We start from the raw sequence: 18,986 nt of genomic DNA, 5'->3' as shown, positions 1-18,986 counted from the left end.
CATATTTTTTGCGATAAGTAGCAAGCTGGTCAGCGTGAGGAAGTGGCAGGCGATGTCGGGTAAGACAGGCATTAGATAGTGTGGCGACGCATACGTGTCGCGCCGCACGCCAGAGTCGCCTTGTCCCATCGGGCGCGTGTTTTCTGGTGGTGCCAAGGGGCGCGTCCGTGACCACGCCGACCGGCTCGAATTGGTGCCTACGCCGTATTCTGCCTTGAGCCAATAATCTCAATACGGCACCAGAATCTCGCAAAGTTTGTTCGGCTTCGGGCAATCGGAGTGGGCTGTGTAAAAAACAAAGCCGGCAGATGCCGGCTTCGTTCTTTCGTGATCACACGTCTCAGGCCTATACCGACAACTCCAACAACAGCTTATTGAGCCGCCGCACATACGCTGCCGGGTCCTTGAGGCTATCCCCAGCCGCCAACGCAGCCTGATCGAACAGCACCCGAGCCAGATCACCGAAGCGCTCCCCATCGGCTTCCGAGTCCAGCTTCTCGATCAGCGGGTGCGCCGGGTTGAACTCGAACACCGGCTTGCTCTCCGGCAGCTTCTGGCCGCTGGCTTCCAGGATCTGCCGCATCTGCAGGCCCAGGTCGCCTTGGCCGATGGCGAGGATCGCCGGCGAGTCGGTCAGGCGGTGCGAGACGCGCACTTCGGCCACGTCGTCCTTGAGCACGTTCTGGATGCGCTCGACCAGGCCCTGCTTGGCCTTGGCGGCTTCTTCCTTGGCTTGCTTCTCTTCTTCGCTGTCGAGCTTGCCCAGGTCCAGGTCGCCGCGCGCCACGTCGACGAAGGACTTGCCGTCGAACTCGGTGAGGTAGCTCATCAGCCACTCGTCGATGCGGTCGGTGAGCAGCAGCACTTCGATGCCCTTCTTGCGGAACACCTCCAGGTGCGGGCTGTCCTTGATCTGCGCGTAGCTCTCGCCGGTCAGGTAGTACAGCTTGTCCTGGCCGTCCTGCATCCGCGCCACGTAGTCGGCCAGCGACACGTTTTGCGTGCCGTCGCTGCCATGGGTGGAGGCGAAACGCAGCAGGCCGGCGATCTTCTCGCGGTTGCCGAAGTCCTCGGCCGGGCCTTCCTTCAGCACCTGGCCGAAGTTCTTCCACACGCCCTGGTAGCGCTCGGCATCGTCCTTGGCCAGCTTCTCCAGCATGTCCAGGGCGCGCTTGGTCAGCGCCGACTTCATCGAGTCGATCACCGGGCCGGACTGCAGGATCTCGCGCGAGACGTTCAGCGGCAGGTCGCTGGAATCGACGATGCCCTTGATGAAGCGCAGGTACAGCGGCAGGAACTGCTCGGCCTGGTCCATGATGAAGACGCGCTGCACGTACAGCTTGAGCCCGCGCGAGGCGTCGCGCTGGTACAGGTCGAACGGCGCGCGGCCGGGCACGTACAGCAGCGAGGTGTACTCCAGCTTGCCCTCGACCTTGTTGTGGCTCCACGCCACCGGGTTCTCGTGGTCGTGGGCGATGTGCTTGTACAGCTCCTGGTATTCCTCGTCCTTGATCTCGTTGCGCGGGCGCGTCCACAGCGCGCTGGCGCGGTTGACCGTTTCCCACTCGAGGGTTTCCGGCTTGTCCTTGTCCTCGCCGTAGTGCTCCTTGGGCAGTTCGATAGGCAGGGCGATGTGGTCGGAGTACTTGCGCACGATGCCGCGCAGCTTCCAGCCGTCGGCGAAGTCCTTCTCGTCGTCCTTCAGGTGCAGCACGATGCGGGTGCCGCGCTCGGCCTTCTCGATCGTGGCGACCTCGAACTCGCCTTCGCCGCGCGAGGACCAGTGCACGCCTTCGCTGGCCGGCAGGCCGGCGCGGCGGCTGTACACGTCGACCTGGTCGGCAACGATGAAGGCGCTGTAGAAGCCCACGCCGAACTGGCCGATCAGGTGCGAGTCCTTCTTCTGGTCGCCGGACAGGTGCTTGAGGAAGTCGGAGGTGCCGGACTTGGCGATGGTGCCCAGGTGCGCGACGATCTCTTCGCGGCTCATGCCGATGCCGTTGTCGTCGATGGTGACGGTGCCGGCCTCCTTGTCGAAGCCGATGCGGATGCGCAGTTGCGCGTTGCCGTCCAGCAGCTCCGGCTTGACCAGCGCCTCGAAGCGCAGCTTGTCGGCGGCGTCGGAGGCGTTGGAGATCAGCTCGCGCAGGAAGATCTCCTTGTTGGAATACAGCGAATGGATCATCAGCTGCAGCAGCTGCTTGACCTCGGTCTGAAAGCCCAGGGTTTCTTTTTGGGTTTCCACGCTCATCGGTAGGTGCTCCATGAAGGATGGGCGGCCGCGCGGAGGAGGGCGCGGCTCTGCCGGCCGACATGGTGGCGGCCGCGGCCGGCTTCAAGCGCCGCGCCGCGCATACGCTGGTCAGCGGGCTGGTCTATGATCCGGACCCCGTTTCCGCCGCCCGCCGCCCATGCCGTCCCTGCGTTCCCCGTCCCGCCTGTCCCGGCCCCCGCGAGGCCGCCGATGAGCCGTCCCGGCGGCGGCCAGGTGCGGATCATCGGCGGGCGTTGGCGCAACACGCGGCTGCCGGTGCCGGAGCTGGCCGGGCTGCGCCCGACCTCCGACCGGGTCCGCGAGACCCTGTTTAACTGGCTGCAGCCGGTGCTGCCCGGGGCGCGCGTGCTGGACCTGTTCGCCGGCAGCGGCGCGCTGGGCCTGGAGGCGGTGTCGCGTGGCGCGGCCGGCGCGGTGCTGGTCGAGCGCGATCCCGGCCAGGCGGCGCAACTGCGCGCCACGGTCGCGCGGCTGCAGGCGCAGGACCAGGTGCAGGTGGTGCAGGGCGATGCGCTGCGCTGGCTGGCCGAGGCGCCGGCCGATGCCGCGGCCGACATCGCCTTCGTCGACCCGCCGTTCGCCGCGGGGCTGTGGGACGCGGTGCTGCAGCGCCTGCCGGCGCGGCTGGCGGCCACGGCCTGGTTGTACCTGGAGTCGCCGGCCGGGCAGGCGCCGGCGGTACCGGCGCCCTGGGCGCTGTACCGCGAGGGCGGCAGCCGCGAGGTGCGCGCTGCCCTGTACCGGCGCACCGCTGCTACACTTCCCGGCGACCTTCACGCGGTACCCGACGCATGACCGTGGCCCATAGCCGCATCGCCGTCTATCCCGGCACCTTCGATCCGATCACCAACGGCCATATCGATCTGGTCAACCGTGCCGCGCCGCTGTTCGAGCAGGTGATCGTCGGCGTGGCGCAGAGCCCGTCCAAGGGGCCGACCCTGCCGCTGGAACTGCGCGTGTCGCTGGCCCGCGAGGCGCTGGCCGGGCACCGCAACGTGGAGGTCCTGGGCTTCGACACGCTGCTGGCGCATTTCGTGCGCTCGGTCGGCGGCGGCGTGCTGCTGCGCGGCCTGCGCGCGGTGTCCGATTTCGAATACGAGTTCCAGATGGCGAGCATGAACCGGCATCTGATCCCGGAGGTGGAGACGCTGTTCCTCACCCCGGCCGAGCAACACAGCTTCATTTCGTCCTCGTTGGTGCGCGAGATCGCGCGCCTGGGCGGGGACGTGTCCGGCTTCGTGCCGCCGTCGGTGGTGCAGGCGCTGGTCCGGGCCCGCCAGGCCGCCGCGCAGCGTTGAGCCGCCCACCATTCACTGACGACACAGAGGGAGCCGTTCCATGAACACCACCGCACGCGCGTTGCTGATCGCTTCGCTGGCCCTGGGCTTCACCGCCTGCAAGAAGGAAGAGGCCGCCAAGCCGGTCGCCGATGCGCAGCCCGCGCTGACCGCCCCGGCCAAGGACGACGACGCCGGCTGGAAGAAGTACCTGCAGGAGGTGGCGATCCAGAACATGGGCAACGTCACCAACAGCCCGTTCCTCTACTACCTGCCGCCGGAATCGGATGCCGATTTCCAGGCCAAGTACGAGCGCCAGGTCGAGAGCGCCACCACCGCTATCGGCCGCGGCATCCAGCCGGGCAACATGCTGGCGTTCGGCTCCTCGGCCTCGGCCAAGATGGCCGACCTGATCGCCGCCGCGTTCGCCAAGGTCGAGCCGAACACCATGAAGGGCGTGCGCGTGGTCTACATCGGCGCCCCGGCCGACAACGCCCGCGTCGAAGCCGTGGTCAAGCCGACCGGCGCCGACTACATCTTCGTCGAAGCCAAGTAAGCCCCGCGCGGACCGTCGCGCCGATGCGCGCCGGTCCGGCGATTCCGCGCCGCCCGCAACGGGCGGTCACGTCGCGCGGACGCGCTGCCTGCCGTCGCGTGGTTGCGCACTTTCGGGCAGGGCACAGGCGATGCGGATCTTCATCACCGGCCCCACCGGCGCCGGCAAGACCACCCTGGCGCGCCGGCTGGGCCGCCGTCACGGCATTGCCTGCCATGCTCTGGACGATCTGCACTGGGTCCGCAGCGCCGAGGGCGACGTCCGTCGGCCCCTCGAGGACAAGCGGCCGCTGCTGCAGCGCATCGTCGACGGCGAGCGCTGGATCGTCGAAGGCGTGCAGTTCAAATGGGCCGACGCGGCGCTCGCGCGCGCCGACCACATCGTGGTGATCGACGCGGCACCCTGGCGCACCACCCTGCAGATCGTGCTGCGCCTCGGCCGGCAGTGGCTGGGCCTGGAGGCCGCCGCCTATCGGCCGACCCTGGCGCGGCTGCCGCGGATGCTGGCCTGGAGCCGCGACTACCACCGCGAGGAGCGCGCGCTGCTGCTGGCCAAGCTCGCGCCGTTCCGCGGCAAGACCCTGCTGATCCGCCACAGTCGCGCGCCGTTGCCGCCGCCGTTGGGTTAGCCGCTGTTTGACCAGTCGGTTGCCGGACCGCTCCATGCGGAGGATGGCGCCAGCAAGGCCTGCCGATGCGCGGCGATCCAGGCGTCGATCGACCCGGGTCGGAACGTCTCCAGTCCAGGCTGTGCCTGCAGCGGCGCGGCGAGCAGCGCATCGGCCTGCTGCGGGAACTCGGCGAAGAAGCGGAACTTCGATGCCACCACGCGTCCATGGCCGGCGCCCAGCGCCGCATCCACCTCGCGCTCGAACACATCCAGCGGCTGCGCGCGATAGCACACCGGGCGGCCGAGCCCGGCCGTGAGCCGCTGCACCAGTTCCGGGCCGGTCAGGCTCTCGGTGCCGGCGATCCGGTAGCAGCCGCCGTCCGTGCCGTACCGCAGCAGTGCCAGTGCAGCCTCGGCGCAGGCATCTGCCGAGGTCCAGGCGATGCGTTGCGCGGCGGCGATCGGCGGTGCGAAAACACCGTGTGCCACGATCTCAGTACGCGCCGAGGGCTTCAGCAGGTTGTCCAGGTACAGCGTCGGCCACAGGATCGCGCAGGGCAGGCCGGCGCCGCGCGCCAGCGCCGCGAGGTCGGCGTTGGTGCGCAGACTGGGTTCCGGACACGGCGCCGGCAGCGGCGCGCTGCTCAGCTTCAGCACGAATGAGGTCAGCCGCGCCGCGCGCGCGGCGGCCAGTGCATGTCTGGCCCGCGCCAGCGTCGTCTCGCCGGGGCCGGCGGGCAACTGCAGCACCGCGTGGGCGACGCCGCGGCTGGCCGCGAGCATGGCGGCGGGATCGTCCAGGTCGGCTGCGACCACCTCCGCGCCCAGTGCCTGCAGCGCCGCGGTGGCCGCGCCTTCGCGAACCAGGGCGCGGACGGCCAGGCCGTGCCGGCGTGCGGCGCGGACCACGGCGGCGCCCTGCACGCCGTTGCCGAGATAGACGAGGAGGGGACCGGAAAGGGGAATCGGGGACATGCGTTGGCTCCTGCTGGAGGGATCCGCCGCAGCAAGCCCGGTCGAAGGCGGCCCACGGACAGACCCCGGGACGATGGACACGGGGACTGTCGGGGAATCGCGCGGCACGGCGCGAACAGAGCCTCTCCGCCAGCGCGGAGAAGGGCCTGGGCCTACCGAGACCAGGCCAGCCATTTTCGACGCGGCGACTCTAGGCCTGGCCGGCACCGGCGTCAATCGCCACGGGCCGTTCGCTTCGCCGGTCCGGCGCGGCGGCAATACAGCGTTCCGTACTGTGGCGGCGCCTTCGCGGGGCCGTCCCGCCCCGATCCGGTAAACTGCCCGGGTCAGTGCCGAATTGCGCCACATGTCCCTCAAGATCAACGAGCTCTGCGTCAACTGCGACGTCTGCGAGCCGGCCTGCCCGAACCAGGCCATCGCCATGGGCGAGACGATCTACGTGATCGACCCGGCCCGCTGCACCGAATGCGTCGGCCATTTCGACGAGCCGCAGTGCGTGGTGGTGTGCCCGGTGGAATGCATCGACCCGGACCCGGCCATCCCGGAAACCCACGCGCAGTTGCTGGCCAAGTTGCAGCGCCTGCAGCGCGATCACCCCGAGTTGTACCCACAGGAGCCCCCCGCCGCATGAGAAGCCTCGTCCGCCGTGTCCTGCTGCTCGCCCTGGTCCTGACGCCGTCGGCGTGGGCCGAGGCCCCGGTCGCCGAAGCGACTGCCACCGCCCCGGCCGCGCATCCGCCCGGCGCCGCCATCGCCAGCGGCCACCGGCTGGCCACCGAGGCGGGCCTGCAGATCCTGCGCGAGGGCGGCAATGCCTTCGACGCCGCGGTGGCGGTGTCCTCGACGCTGTCGGTGGTCGAACCGATCAGCTCCGGCCTCGGCGGCGGCGGTTTCTTCCTGCTGCACGACGCCAAGACCGGCAAGGACGTGATGCTGGACGCGCGCGAGACCGCGCCGGAATCGGCGACGCCGGCCGCGTTCCTAGATGCCAAGGGCGAACTGGACCGCGACCGCTCGATCAACGGCCCGTGGTCGGCCGGCATTCCCGGGCTGCCGGCGGCGCTGGTGGAACTGGCGACCAAGCACGGCCGGCTGCCGCTGCGGCAGTCGCTGGCGCCGGCGATCCGCATCGCCCGCGAGGGCTTCCCGGTGTACGCGCGCATGGCCGAGGGCTACCAGTCGCGGCGCAAGGTGATGGAGCGCTATCCCGGCACCCGCGAGGTCTACCTGCGCAACGGCCGGCCGATCGCCGAGGGCGACCTGTTCAAGCAGCCGGAACTGGCGAACACGCTGCAGTTGCTGGGCGACAAGGGCTTCGACGGCTTCTACCGCGGCACCACCGCCAGGAAGCTGCTGGCCGGGGTCAAGCAGGCCGGCGGGCGCTGGACCGCGGAGGAACTGGCCGGCTACACGGTCAAGGAACGCACGCCGATCCGCTTCGACTACAAGGGCTGGACCATCACCACCGCGCCGCCGCCGTCCTCCGGCGGCATCGCCCTGGCCAGCATGCTGCAGATCCTGGAAGGCTACGACCTCAAGAGCATGGACCCGGTGCACCGCGTGCACCTGACCGTGGAAGCGATGCGCCGCGCCTACCGCGACCGCACCTTCTTCCTGGGCGACCCGGATTTCACCCACGTGCCGCAGCGCATCCTGCTGAGCAAGGACTACGCGGTGGGTCTGCGTTCGGGCATCAACCCGGAGAAGGCCACGCCCAGCGACCTGCTGTCCGGCCAGCCGACCCCGCTGGAAGACGACGAGACCACGCATTTCTCGATCATCGACGGCGAGGGCAACCGCGTCGGCGCCACCCAGACGGTCAACCTGCTGTACGGCTCTGGCTTGATTCCCAAGGGCACCGGCGTGCTGCTCAACAACGAGATGGACGATTTCGCGCTGCGTCCGGGCACGCCCAACGCCTTCGGCGTGATGGGCTACGCGGCCAACGCACCCAAGCCGGGCAAGCGCCCGCTCAGTTCGATGTCGCCGACCTTCATGGAGAACGCGGACAAGGCGATCGTGCTCGGCACCCCGGGCGGCAGCCGCATCATCACCATGGTGCTGCTCGGCATCCTCGGCTACGACGACGGCCTCACTGCGCAGCAGGTCGCGGCGTTGCCGCGCTATCACCACCAGTGGCTGCCGGACGTGATCGAAGCCGAGACCGGCACCTTCGACGCGGCCACGGCCAAGGGCCTGGAAGCGATGGGGCATGCGCTCAAGCTGCCCGGCGACACCGCCGAGGACGGCCACGGCTCCAGCCACGTCTGGGGCAACCTGCAGACGGTGGAATGGGACAAGCGCCGCAACGTGCTCAGCGGCGGCAGCGACCCGCGCAACCCCGTCGGCAGCGCCGAAGTGCTGCAGACCGCGCCGGCGCCCTGACGCGCGTTTTGCGAATTTCCCATCCCTAATATCGACTCCCGAATCCCCGCCCATGAAGCTCTGGTCCATCCAAGGCAACGCGCAGAAACTCGATGGCGGCGCGATGTTCGGCAACGCGCCCAAGGCGCTGTGGCAGCAATGGGCCGCGCCCGACGACGGCAACCGCATCGCGCTGGCCTGCCGCGCGCTGCTGGCCAGCCCGCTGGCCGGCAAGACCGTGCTGTTCGAGACCGGCATCGGCGCGTTCTTCGCGCCGGCGCTGCGCGAGCGCTACGGCGTGCAGGAGGCCCGCCACGTGCTGCTGGATTCGCTGCAGGACGCCGGCTTCGCCCACACCGACATCGACGTGGTGGTGCTGAGTCACCTGCACTTCGACCATGCCGGCGGCCTGCTGGCGCCGTGGCGCGAGGGAGCGGCGCCGGAACTGCTGTTCCCCAACGCGCAGTTCCTGGTCGGCGCGGCGCACTGGCAGCGCGCGCTGCAGCCGCATCCGCGCGACCGCGCCAGCTTCATCCCGGAGCTGCCCGGCCTGCTCGAGGCCAGCGGCCGTCTGGAACTGGTCGACGGCGCGTACTCGCGCGCGCTCGGCGAGGCGGTCCGGTTCCGTTTCAGCGACGGCCACACGCCGGGGCTGATGCTGGCCGAGATCGTCGGCCCCCGCCACGGCGAGGACGGCCAGGCGCACGGCGGGGTGGCGTTCTGCGCCGACCTGATCCCGGGCCGTTCGTGGGTGCACGTGCCGATCACCATGGGCTACGACCGCAACGCCGAGCTGCTGATCGACGAGAAGCGCGCGTTCCTGGAGGACGCGCTGGCGCGCGACGTGCGCCTGTTCTTCACCCACGACCCGGACTGCGCGCTGGCGCAAGTGCAACGCGACGCCAAGGGACGGTTCGGTACCGTGCACGAACTGCCGGCGCTGCAGGCGCGGCTGCTGGCGGCCTGAGCGCAATCGCGGCGTTTCCGGCTGATGCACGTCGGGACGCCGCGGGCGCCGCGTCAAGCCTGCCAGCGCAGGGCGGTGTTGGTCGGCGCATCGGTAGCGGTGCCGTCCAGCGCCACCGAAAAGCCGATGGTGGTGATGCCGTCGCGGTGCTGCGCGAACACGCGCCCGCCGTGCATGGTCGCCACCGCCTTGACGATCGCCAATCCCAGGCCGTGGCTTTCGCGGCTGTTGCTGCGGGCGGCGTCGCCGCGGTAGAAGCGGTCGAACAGGCGCTCCAGATGCTCCGGCGCCAGCGCCACGCTGGGGTTGGAGAAGGCGATCTGCGCCTCGCCGCCGCGCTGCGCGATCTCCACCACGATCGGCGCGGCGTTGGCCGAATGCTGGATGGCGTTGTGCAGCAGGTTGGACAGCGCGCGCCGCAGCAGCGACTTCTCGACCTGGGTGACCGTATCGCCGCGCATCTCCACGCGCAGGCCGGCCTCGTCCAGCAGCACTTCGAAGAACTCCACGGTCTTGCCGACTTCCTCGGCCAGCGACGCGTCCTCGCACTGCCGCGCGCGCTGGCCCTGCTCGGCGCGGGCCAGGAACAGCATGTCGGCGACGATCGCGCGCAGCCGCTCCAGTTCCTCCAGGTTCGACTGCAGCACCTGGCGCAACTGCTGCGCCTCGCGCTCGCGGGTCAGTGCCACCTGGGTCTGGCCGATCAGGCTGGCCAGCGGCGTGCGCAGTTCGTGGGCGACGTCGGCATTGAAGCTTTCCTGCTGCGCGTAGGCAGCGTCGAGCCGGTCGAACGCCGCGTTCAGCGAGGCGCCCAGGTCTTCCAGCTCGCGCGGCAGCCGCGGCAGGTCCAGCCGGCGCCGGTCGTGCGGGCCGATGCGCTGGGCGTCGGCCGACAGCCGTTGCACCGGGCGCAGGCCGAGCTTGGCGGTCCAGTAGCCCAGCGCGCCGACCAGCGCGGTGCCGGCCAGTGTGACCAGCGCCAGGGCGATGTCGAAGCGGCGCCTGGTCAGTGCGAACGGGGTGCTGTCCATCGCCGCGATCAACTGCACCGGGGGGCGCACCGGCGTGGCCGGCAGCGTCTGGCCGATGGCCTGCCACGCCTGCGGATGCGCATCGGCGATGCCCAGCGCCTGCGCATCGCGGATCTGCACCAGGCCGCTGCGCCCGCGGGTGGCCTGCGCCATCGCCTCGGCGCCGCGTCCGTAGCGGAACGCCGGTTCCTCGCTCCACAGCCAGAAGCGCAGGTCCGGCACGCTGGACACGCTGGCCAGGCGGGTGCGCGCATGCGCGGCCAGGTCCGGCGAGCGGCTGTTGACCAGCATGTACTGCACCGCGTCCATGCGCGAGTGCAGCTCTTCGCGCTGGTGACGGCGCAGCTCGTGTTCCAGCACCTGGTGCAGCACCAGCCCGATCAGGGCGAAGCCGAGCAGTGCGGTGGCCGCGAACAGGCCGGCCAGGCGCAGCGCGATCGAGGGCCGCGGCGGCGCTTGCGCGCGCCCTGCCGCGCTCATCCGGGCGCGTCCTCGCGTTGTTCCAACACGTAGCCCATGCCGCGCACGGTGTGCAGCAGCGGCGCGCCGAACGGCACGTCGATCTTGGCGCGCAGGCGCTTGATTGCCACTTCCACCACGTTGGTGTTGCTGTCGAAGTTCATGTCCCAGACCATCTCGGCGATCGCGGTCTTGGACAGGATCTCGCCCTGGTGCCGGGCCAGCGCCGCCAGCAGCGCGAACTCCTTGGCGGTCAGGTCCAGCCGCTGCCGGCCGCGCACGGCCTTGCGGCTGATCATGTCGATCTGCAGGTCGCCCACGCGCAGCAGCGTGCTTTCCTGGGCGCGGCCGCGCCGCGCCAGCACCTGCAGCCGCGCCAGCAGTTCGATGAAGGAGAACGGCTTGATCAGGTAGTCGTCGGCGCCCTCGCGCAGGCCCTTGACCCGGTCCTCCACGCTGTCGCGCGCGGTCAGCATGATCACCGGCGTGGTCTTGACCGACCGCAGCGAGCGCAGGATGGCGAAGCCGTCCAGGCCCGGCAGCATCGCATCGAGCACGATCACGTCGAAGTCGTAGTGCAGGGCCAAATGCTGGCCGTCGATGCCGTCGTAGGCCACGTCGACCGTGCAGCCCTGTTCGCTCAGCCCCTGCTGCAGGTAGTCGGCGGTCTTGCGCTCGTCCTCGACGATCAGCACCTTCACGGCTGCAGCGCCTGCGGCGTGGCGCGATGCGCGCGCCGTGCCTGGCGGCGCCGCATGTACCAGCCGTGCAGGCGGTCCAGGTACAGGTACACGATCGGCGTGGTGAACAGGGTCAGCAGCTGCGACAGCAGCAGCCCGCCGACCATCGCATAGCCCAGCGGCCGGCGCAGTTCCGAACCGGCGCCGTGGCTGAGCATCAGCGGCAGGCCGCCGAGCAGGGCGCACAGGGTGGTCATCATGATCGGCCGGAAGCGCATCAGGCAGGCCTCGAAGATCGCATCGCGCGAGGACAGCCCGCGTTCGCGTTCGGCATGCAGGGCGAAGTCCACCATCATGATCCCGTTCTTCTTGACGATGCCGATCAGCAGGATGATGCCGATCATCGCGATCACGCTCAAGTCGTAGCCGCCGGCCATCAGGATCAGCAGGGCGCCGACGCCGGCCGAGGGCAGGGTGGAGAGGATGGTCAGCGGATGGATGTAGCTCTCGTAGAGCAGCCCGAGCACGATGTAGACCGCGATCAACGCCGCCAGGATCAGGTACGGCTGGGTCCGCAGCGAGGCGCTGAACGCCTGCGCGGTGCCCTGGAAGCTGCCGCTGAGCGTGGCCGGCACCCGCAGTTGCGCCTGGGCCTGCTGGATCGCGTCCACCGCATCGCCCAGCGCCGCGCCCGGCGCCAGGTTGAAGGAGATGGTCACCGCCGGGAACTGGCCCTGGTGGCTCACCGACAGGTAGCCGGTCTTGCTGGTGTCGAGCAAGGCGAAGGTGGACAGCGGCACCTGCCGGCCGTTCAGCGGTGAGGTCAGGTACAGCCGCTGGAACAGCGACGGATCGCCCTGCAGCGCCGGCGTCACTTCCAGCACCACGTGGTAGCTGTTGAGCTGGGTGAAGTACTGCGCGACCTGGCGCTGGCCGATGGCGTCGTTGATGGTCGCGTCGATCTGCTGCGGGGTGATGCCGAAGCTGGCCGCGCGCTGGCGGTCGATGGTGATGCTGGCGATCGGCGCGGCGTTCTGCTGGTCGGAGGCCACGTCGGTGAGCTGCGGCAATGCGCGGAACGCCTTGAGCAGCCGCGGCGCCCAGGTATTGAGCTCGCCGAGGTCGGCGTCGGTCAGGGTGTACTGGTACTGGGTGCGGGCCAGGCGGCCGCCGACGTTGATGTCCTGTCCGGCCTGCATGAACAGGGTGACGCCCTGCACCTGCGCCAGGCGCTTGCGCAGCCGCGCGATCACCTGGTCGGCGCTGGCGGTGCGCCCTGCGTCCTTGGGCCGCAGCGCGATCGAGAAGGTGCCGGAGTTGAAGGTGCTGGCGCCGCTCTGCATGCCGAAGGACAGCACGTCCGGATCGCGGCGGATGATGTCGGCCAGCTGCAGCATGCGCGTGCGCATCGCCGCCGAGGACGAGTCCTGCGCCGAATCGGCGGTGCCGGAGATGAAGCCGGTGTCTTGCTGCGGGAAGAAGCCCTTGGGCATCACCACGAACAGCGCCACGCTGGTGGCCACGGTCAGCAGGAAGCTGGCCAGGGTCAGGCGCGGATGCCGCAGCACCGTCTCCAGGCCGCGCCGGTATGCCGCCAGCATCGCCTCGAAGCCGCGCTCGAACGCGCGCGCCAGGCGTCCCTGCGGCTGCTCGGCGTGCGGCTTGAGCAGGCGCGCGCACAGCATCGGGGTCAGGGTCAGCGACACCAGCAGCGACATCAGGATGGTCAGGCTCACCGTCACCGCGAACTCGCGGAACAGTCGCCCGACGATGCCGCCCATCAGCAGCAGCGGGATGAACACCGCCACCAGCGACACCGAGATCGAGACCAGGGTGAAGCCGATCTCGGCCGCGCCCTGCAGCGCCGCCTGCAGCGGCGCCATGCCGTCCTCGATGTGCCGATAGATGTTCTCCAGCATCACGATGGCGTCGTCGACCACGAAGCCGACTGCGATGGTCAGGCCCATCAGCGACAGGTTGTCCAGGCTGTAGCCGAGCACGTACATCAGCGCGGCGGTGCCGAGGATCGCCAGCGGCACGGTCAGGCTCGGGATCAGGGTGACCACCGCGCTGCGCAGGAACACGAAGATCACCGCCACCACCAGCGCGATCGACAGCAGCAGGGTGAACTCCACGTCCTTCACCGAGGCGCGGATGTTCTGTGTGCGGTCGGCGAGGATCTTGACGCTGACGCTGGGCGGGATCGACGCCATCAGCTTCGGCAGCGCGGCCTTGACCTGTTCCACCGTGTCGATGACGTTGGCGCCGGGCTGCTTGGTGATGGCGATCATGATCGCGCGGCCGTCGACGATGCCGCTGTCGGCGGGCGCCGCGGCACCGGCGTAGCCCCAGGCGGCGATCTTGGCGTTCTCCGGCCCGTCCACCGCGGTGCCGATGTCGCGCACGCGGATCGGCGCGCCGTTGCGCCAGGCCAGCACCGCATCGTTCCAGGCCGCGCTCTGCAGCAATTGATCGTTGGTGGAGACGGTGAAGGCCTGGCGCGCGCCGTCGATCGAGCCGGTGGCCGCGTTCACCGTGGTGGTGGCGAGCACGGTGCGGACGTCCTCCAGGCTCAGTCCCAGCGCCGCCAGCTTGGCCGGGTCGGCCTGCACCCGCACCGCCGGCTTCTGCGCGCCGTACAGGTTGACCAGGCCGACGCCCGAGATACGCGAGATCTGCTGCGCCAGCACGTTGTCGGCGTAGTCGTCGACCTTGGTCAGCGGCAGCACCTGCGATTGCACCGCCAGGATCAGCGCCGGCGATTCGGCCGGGTTGATCTTGCGGAAGCTCGGCGCGCTCGGCAGCGCGCTGGGCAATTGCCCGGACGCGGCGTTGATCGCGGTCTGCACGTCGAGCGCGGCGGCGTCGATGCTGCGGTCCAGGTCGAACTGCAGCGTCACCTGGGTCGAGCCCAGCGCGCTGGTCGAGGTCATCTGGCTCAGGCCCGGGATCAGCGACAGCTGCCGCTCCAGCGGCTGCGCCACGTTCGAGGCCATGGTCTGCGGGCTGGCGCCGGGCAGGTTGGCCGAGACCTGGATGGTGGGGAAGTCGACCTGCGGCAGCGGCGCCACGGGCAGCAGCGGCCAGGCCACCAGGCCCAGCAACAGCAGTGCCGTGGCCAGCAGCGAGGTGCCGATCGGGCGTTTGATGAAGGCCGCCGAGACGCTCACGCCTGCGCTCCCGCCGTGGCCGGCTTGGCGTGCTTGGCCGGCTTGGCTTCGACCACCTTCGCCCCCGGGTGCAGCCGGTACTGCCCGTCCACCACCACCCGCTGGCCGGCCTGCAGGCCCTGGCCGATCACGGTCTGGCCATCGGCCTCGTCCAGCACCTGCACCGGCTGCTCGCGCACGCTGCGGTCGGCACCGACCACGTACACGAACTCGCCGTCCTGGCCGCGCTGCACCGCCGCGCTCGGCACCACCAGCGCGGCGCTGCGCATGCCCAGGGTAATGCGCGCATCCACGGTCTGTCCCGGCCACAGCGTGTGCGCCGGGTTGGCGAAGTGCGCCTTCAGGGCGATGGTGCCGGTGCTGGTGTCGATCTGATTGTTGAGCAGGGCCAGCGTGCCGTGCGCCAGCACCAGGCCGCTGCCGTGCTCGACCGCGTCCACGCCCACGCCAGACGGCGCGGCCTGCAGCGCGCGGTTGATCTGCTGGAAGGCGCTTTCGGGCAGGGTGAACTGCACCGCGATCGGGTCGATCTGGTTCAGTACCACCAGCCCGCCGGCATCGCTGGCGTGGACGATGTTGCCCGGATCCACCAGCCTTGCGCCGGCGCGGCCGTCGATCGGCGCGCGGATGGTGGTGAAGTCCAGTTGCACCCGCGCGCTGTCGATGGCCGCCTGGTCGCTCTGCAGGGTGGCGCGCAGTTGCGTCACCAGCGCCTTCTGCGTGTCCAGGGTCTGGCGGGTGGTGGCGTTGTCCTGCAGCAGTTGCGTGTAGCGCTGCAGGTCGGCCTGCGCATTGCCCAGTTGCGCCCGGTCCTTGGCCTGCTGCGCGGTGGCCGCGGCCAACTGCGCCTGGTAGGTGCGCGGATCCAGCCGCGCCAGCACCTGCCCGGCCTTGACGTCCTGGCCCTCGGCGAAGCCCACGTCGATCAGTTGCCCGTCGATGCGCGAGTGCACGGTCACCGAGGCGATCGGCAGCACGGTGCCGATCCCGGTCTGGCGGATCGGCACATCCTGGCGCAGCACCGGCGCGCTGGTCACCGGGACCGGTGGCGTGGCGGCGGCCGGCGCCTGGCGCGGGCGCAGCCACAGCGCCAGCAGCAACGCGACCAGCAATGCGGCGACGACAAGCGGCCAGCGCCGCCGCGGCGTGGCGCGAGGCGGCGGCGGATCGGCGGGGCGGACGGGAGCGGCGGTCGACATGGGTTACTCCGAGACGACTGGAGCCGGCGTGGCGCCCGGCGAGGCGCCGCGCACGGCGGGGAGACGAGTGCTGTCCCAGTCGCCGCCCAGCGCGACCAGTAGAGCGACCTGGGCGCCGAACTGGCGCGCTTGCACCTGCAGCAAGCTGCGTTGCGCGTCCAGCGCATTGGCCTGGGCGGCGATCACCGCGCTGTACAGCGCGGTACCGGCCTTGTACTGATCCATCAGCACGCGTTCGGCCTGCTGCGCGGCATCGGCGGCGCGGCGCTGTTGCTGCTGTTCGCGGGCCAGTTCGCGGGTGGCGGCGAGTTGGTCCTCCACGCCCTGGAACGCGCTCAACACGGTTTGCCGGTAGCTGGCGGCGGCCGCATCGAAGGTGGCTTGCGCCTGCGCGCGTTGCGCGCGGCGCGCGCCGCCGTCGAACAGCGTGCCGGCCAGCGCCGCGCCCACCGCCCAGACCCGGTTCGGCATGCTCAGCAGCGAGGCCAGCCCGGCGCCGTCGTAGCCGCCGCTGGCGCTCAGCGACAGGGTCGGGAACCACGCCGCCACGGCCATGCCGATGCCGGCATTGGCCGCGGCCATGCGCCGCTCGGCGCCGGCGATGTCCGGGCGCCGCTGCAGCAGCACCGAGGGCAGGGCCGCCGGGGTCGGCGGCAAGGCCGGCAGCGGTGCGTCGCTGGCCGCCAGCGAGAAGTCGGCGGGCGCGCGGCCAAGCAGCACCGCCAGGGCGTGGTCCAATTGCCGGCGCGACAGCGCCAGATCGGTCGACGCGGCTTCGGTGCCCTGCAGGGTGGCTTCGGCCGCGGCCACGTCGGCGTCGCTGGCGACCCCGGCGCGCAGCCGCGCCTGGGTCAGCCGCAGCGCGTCGCGATACCCGGCCAGGGTGCGCTGGTACAGCGCCAGGGTCTGGTCGTCGAAGCGCAACTGCAGGTAGTCGGCCACCACCGCGGCCTGCAGCGACAGCCGCGCCTGCGCCAGGTCGGCGGCGCTGGCCTGGGCGTTGTCGCCGGCCTGTTCGACGCTGCGCCGGACCCGGCCCCAGAAGTCCGGCTCCCAGCTGGCGCTCAGCCCCACCGCATCGGTGTCGCGCAGGTCCGGCTTGGGGGTGACGGTGCGCGCGCGTCCGGCCGAGGCCTGCACGCCCAGCGTCGGCGCCTCGGCCGCGCGCGCGCTGCCGAGCAGCGCCTGCGCCTGCCGATAGCGCGCCTCGGCCTGGCGCAGGGTCTGGTTGGCGCGGTCGGCCTGGTCGACCAACGCATCCAGTTGCGGATCGCCGTAGCGCGTCCACCACGCCAACGCCGGGTCGGCCGCGGCCGGCGCGGCGGGCGTCCAGTGGCCGTCGGCTTCCGCGAACGGCTGCTGCGCGGCGGCCGGCGCCGCCGGGCGCACGTAGTCGGGGCCGGCCATGCAGCCGCCGAGCAGCACGCTCAGCAATGGCGCGCTCAGCCGCCGCGCGAGCGGCGCCAGGCGGCGGGAAGCGGGTGGTGGGGGCAGGGCGGTCACGGGGGCGGCGCCGGCAGCGGAAACGGGCCTTCACCGTAGAAGCCGCAGGGCAACCCCACGCTGACGCCGCGCTGACGGCGCTGTCAGCGACGCCGCCTGCGGCCGTCGCCGGCCGGGTCGCAGGCCGTGCCCGGCATGCCTGCGACGTGGCGCTTGCAGCCGTCATCATGGCCGGCCAGTATCGGCGCATGAAGCTGCCCCATCCCCTGTCCTGCCTGTTCCTCGCCTGCCTGCTGCTGGGCGGCTGCACCTCGCGCGCCGACACCTCCGTGCCATCGCCGATCCGCCTGAACCAGGTCGGTTTCCTGCCTGCCGCGAGCAAGCTGGCGGTGGTGCCGGATGGCCACGGCGAGGCGTTTTCGATCGCGCGCGCCGACAGCGACGAGGTGGTGCTGCGCGGCACGCTCGGCGCCGCCGCGACCTGGCCGCCGGCGCAGCAGACGGTACGCATCGCCGATTTTTCCGCGCTGCGCACGCCGGGCCGCTACCGCCTGCGGGTCGACGGCCTGCCGCCGTCGGACAGCTTCGTCATCGGCGAGGACGCCTACAACGCGCTGTCGCGCGCCGCGCTCAAGGCCTACTACTACAACCGCGCCAGCACCGCGCTGGACGGCGCCTACGCCGGCCGCCACGCGCGTGCCGCCGGGCATCCCGACGACCAGGTGCTGGTGCATGCCTCGGCGGCCTCGCCGGAGCGCCCGGCCGGCACCGTGATCGCCGCTCCCAAGGGCTGGTACGACGCCGGCGACTACAACAAGTACGTGGTCAACTCCGGCATCACCGTCTACACCCTGCTGGCCGCCTACGAGCAGTTCCCGGCGTATTTCGCCGCGCATCCGGAAGGCATTCCCGACAGCGGCGGCGGGGTGCCGGACATCCTGCGCGAGGTCGACTGGAACCTGCAGTGGCTGCTGGCGATGCAGGATCCGCACGACGGCGGCGTGTACCACAAGCTGACCAACCTGGACTTCGCCGGCATGCAGATGCCGGACCAGGCGCGCGCGCCGCGCTACGTGGTGCAGAAGAGCACCGCGGCCACGCTCGACTTCGCCGCGGTGATGGCCCAGGCCAGCCGTGTCTACGCGCCGTTCGATGCGCAGTTCGGCGGCCTCTCCACGCGCATGCTCAAGGCCTCGCGGCGCGCCTGGGCGTGGGCGCAGGCGCACCCGGACGTGGCCTACCGGCAGCCGGACGACGTGCACACCGGCACCTACGGGGACAACCAGTTCGACGACGAATTCGCCTGGGCCGCGACCGAGCTGTACCTGGCCACCGCCGACGACGCGTTCTATGCGGCGGCGATGGCGCGCGACGTGCCGGCCAGCGTGCCGGACTGGCGCCAGGTCGGCGGCCTGGCCTGGATGTCGCTGGCGCAGCACCGCGCGCGCTTGACCCCGCGCGCCGACCAGGCGCGCATCGCCAGCGAGATCGAGGGCCTGGCCGATCATCTGGTGCAGGTCTGGCAGGAGTCGGCCTGGCGGGTGACGATGCGCGAGGCCGACTTCCACTGGGGCAGCAACGGCACCGCGATGAACCAGGCGATGATGCTGCTGCAGGCCTACCAGTTGCAGCGCAAGCCCGAATACCTGCAGGCCGCGCAGTCGCAGCTGGACTACGTGCTCGGCCGCAATCCGCTGGGCATGTCCTTCGTCACCGGCATCGGCGCGCGCTCGCCGATGCACATCCACCATCGCATCTCCATCGCCGACGGCGTGGCCACGCCGGTCCCCGGCCTGCTGGTCGGCGGCCCGCAGCCGGGCCAGCAAGATGCCGAGGCCTGCAAGCACGCCTACGTGTCGAAGCTGCCAGCGCTGTCGTACCTGGACAAGGAATGCAGCTACGCCACCAACGAAGTGGCGATCAACTGGAACGCGCCGCTGGTGTACGTGAGCGCGGCGCTGCAGAACCTGCAGCGATGAGC

Annotated in this window: 15 protein-coding genes; 8 read left to right on the top strand and 7 right to left on the bottom strand. The window is 70.7% G+C overall.

From position 1 onward, the window contains the following. Positions 1–346: 346 nt before the first annotated feature. The gene (gene htpG / locus NKJ47_RS14145) at positions 347–2,251 is read right to left on the bottom strand and encodes a molecular chaperone HtpG (RefSeq protein WP_254458492.1); all 1,905 of its coding nucleotides are present in this window, start codon (positions 2,249–2,251) and stop codon (positions 347–349) included. A 126-nt stretch (positions 2,252–2,377) separates the two neighbouring features. Here htpG and rsmD point away from each other — a divergent pair, with 126 nt between their 5' ends. From rsmD to NKJ47_RS14125, 4 genes are all read left to right on the top strand, one after another. After that, complete coding sequence (gene rsmD / locus NKJ47_RS14140) at positions 2,378–3,070, top strand: 16S rRNA (guanine(966)-N(2))-methyltransferase RsmD (protein ID WP_429002431.1); 693 nt, start codon at positions 2,378–2,380, stop codon at positions 3,068–3,070. Continuing rightward, positions 3,067–3,573 carry a pantetheine-phosphate adenylyltransferase gene (coaD, locus tag NKJ47_RS14135; RefSeq protein WP_254458490.1) on the top strand — a complete coding sequence of 169 codons (507 nt, stop codon included), beginning with the start codon at positions 3,067–3,069 and terminating at the stop codon, positions 3,571–3,573. Before rsmD ends, coaD begins: the two co-directional genes overlap by 4 nt. 40 nt (positions 3,574–3,613) lie before the next feature. Next, the gene (locus NKJ47_RS14130) at positions 3,614–4,108 is read left to right on the top strand and encodes a hypothetical protein (RefSeq protein WP_254458489.1); all 495 of its coding nucleotides are present in this window, start codon (positions 3,614–3,616) and stop codon (positions 4,106–4,108) included. Positions 4,109–4,238: 130 nt separating this feature from the next. Then, positions 4,239–4,736, top strand: coding sequence for an AAA family ATPase (locus NKJ47_RS14125; protein ID WP_254458488.1), 498 nt, complete (start codon positions 4,239–4,241; stop codon positions 4,734–4,736). On the opposite strand, the gene NKJ47_RS14120 is transcribed toward NKJ47_RS14125, so the two are convergent. Next, positions 4,733–5,773, bottom strand: a complete 1,041-nt coding sequence (locus NKJ47_RS14120; protein WP_254458487.1) for an NmrA family NAD(P)-binding protein — start codon at positions 5,771–5,773, stop codon at positions 4,733–4,735. The genes NKJ47_RS14125 and NKJ47_RS14120 overlap by 4 nt on opposite strands. A 265-nt stretch (positions 5,774–6,038) precedes the next feature. Here NKJ47_RS14120 and NKJ47_RS14115 point away from each other — a divergent pair, with 265 nt between their 5' ends. Genes NKJ47_RS14115 through NKJ47_RS14105 form a run of 3 tightly spaced genes read left to right on the top strand, consistent with a single transcriptional unit; the run spans position 6,039 to position 9,023 of the window. Continuing rightward, positions 6,039–6,323, top strand: coding sequence for a YfhL family 4Fe-4S dicluster ferredoxin (locus NKJ47_RS14115; RefSeq protein WP_017908325.1), 285 nt, complete (start codon positions 6,039–6,041; stop codon positions 6,321–6,323). Continuing rightward, positions 6,320–8,077: a gamma-glutamyltransferase gene (ggt, locus tag NKJ47_RS14110; RefSeq protein ID WP_254458486.1), complete on the top strand. Its 1,758-nt coding sequence runs from the start codon at positions 6,320–6,322 to the stop codon at positions 8,075–8,077. Before NKJ47_RS14115 ends, ggt begins: the two co-directional genes overlap by 4 nt. A 52-nt stretch (positions 8,078–8,129) precedes the next feature. After that, positions 8,130–9,023: an MBL fold metallo-hydrolase gene (locus NKJ47_RS14105; protein ID WP_254458485.1), complete on the top strand. Its 894-nt coding sequence runs from the start codon at positions 8,130–8,132 to the stop codon at positions 9,021–9,023. A gap of 53 nt (positions 9,024–9,076) precedes the next feature. On the opposite strand, the gene NKJ47_RS14100 is transcribed toward NKJ47_RS14105, so the two are convergent. From NKJ47_RS14100 to NKJ47_RS14080, 5 genes are read right to left on the bottom strand one after another with little or no spacing between them, the layout of a single operon-like run. Beyond that, a complete protein-coding gene (locus tag NKJ47_RS14100; RefSeq protein ID WP_254458484.1) occupies positions 9,077–10,534 on the bottom strand; it encodes a heavy metal sensor histidine kinase in 1,458 nt (485 codons plus the stop codon). Next, the gene (locus NKJ47_RS14095) at positions 10,531–11,214 is read right to left on the bottom strand and encodes a heavy metal response regulator transcription factor (protein WP_254458483.1); all 684 of its coding nucleotides are present in this window, start codon (positions 11,212–11,214) and stop codon (positions 10,531–10,533) included. Before NKJ47_RS14095 ends, NKJ47_RS14100 begins: the two co-directional genes overlap by 4 nt. Next, positions 11,211–14,363, bottom strand: a complete 3,153-nt coding sequence (locus tag NKJ47_RS14090; RefSeq protein ID WP_254458482.1) for an efflux RND transporter permease subunit — start codon at positions 14,361–14,363, stop codon at positions 11,211–11,213. The genes NKJ47_RS14095 and NKJ47_RS14090 overlap by 4 nt, the downstream gene beginning before the upstream one ends. Continuing rightward, positions 14,360–15,562, bottom strand: coding sequence for an efflux RND transporter periplasmic adaptor subunit (locus NKJ47_RS14085; protein ID WP_254458481.1), 1,203 nt, complete (start codon positions 15,560–15,562; stop codon positions 14,360–14,362). The genes NKJ47_RS14090 and NKJ47_RS14085 overlap by 4 nt, the downstream gene beginning before the upstream one ends. A gap of 3 nt (positions 15,563–15,565) precedes the next feature. After that, positions 15,566–17,065 (bottom strand): efflux transporter outer membrane subunit, encoded by a 1,500-nt coding sequence (locus NKJ47_RS14080; protein ID WP_254458480.1) that lies wholly within the window; start codon positions 17,063–17,065, stop codon positions 15,566–15,568. Positions 17,066–17,253: 188 nt separating this feature from the next. Here NKJ47_RS14080 and NKJ47_RS14075 point away from each other — a divergent pair, with 188 nt between their 5' ends. Beyond that, entirely contained in the window at positions 17,254–18,984 is a 1,731-nt protein-coding gene (locus NKJ47_RS14075; RefSeq protein ID WP_254458479.1) for a glycoside hydrolase family 9 protein, read from the top strand. Positions 18,985–18,986 lie beyond the last annotated feature (2 nt).

Origin of the sequence: Xanthomonas sacchari, assembly GCF_024266585.1 — a bacterium.
Classification (GTDB): domain Bacteria; phylum Pseudomonadota; class Gammaproteobacteria; order Xanthomonadales; family Xanthomonadaceae; genus Xanthomonas_A; species Xanthomonas_A sacchari_C.
This window is presented reverse-complemented; position numbering and strand designations above follow the sequence as displayed.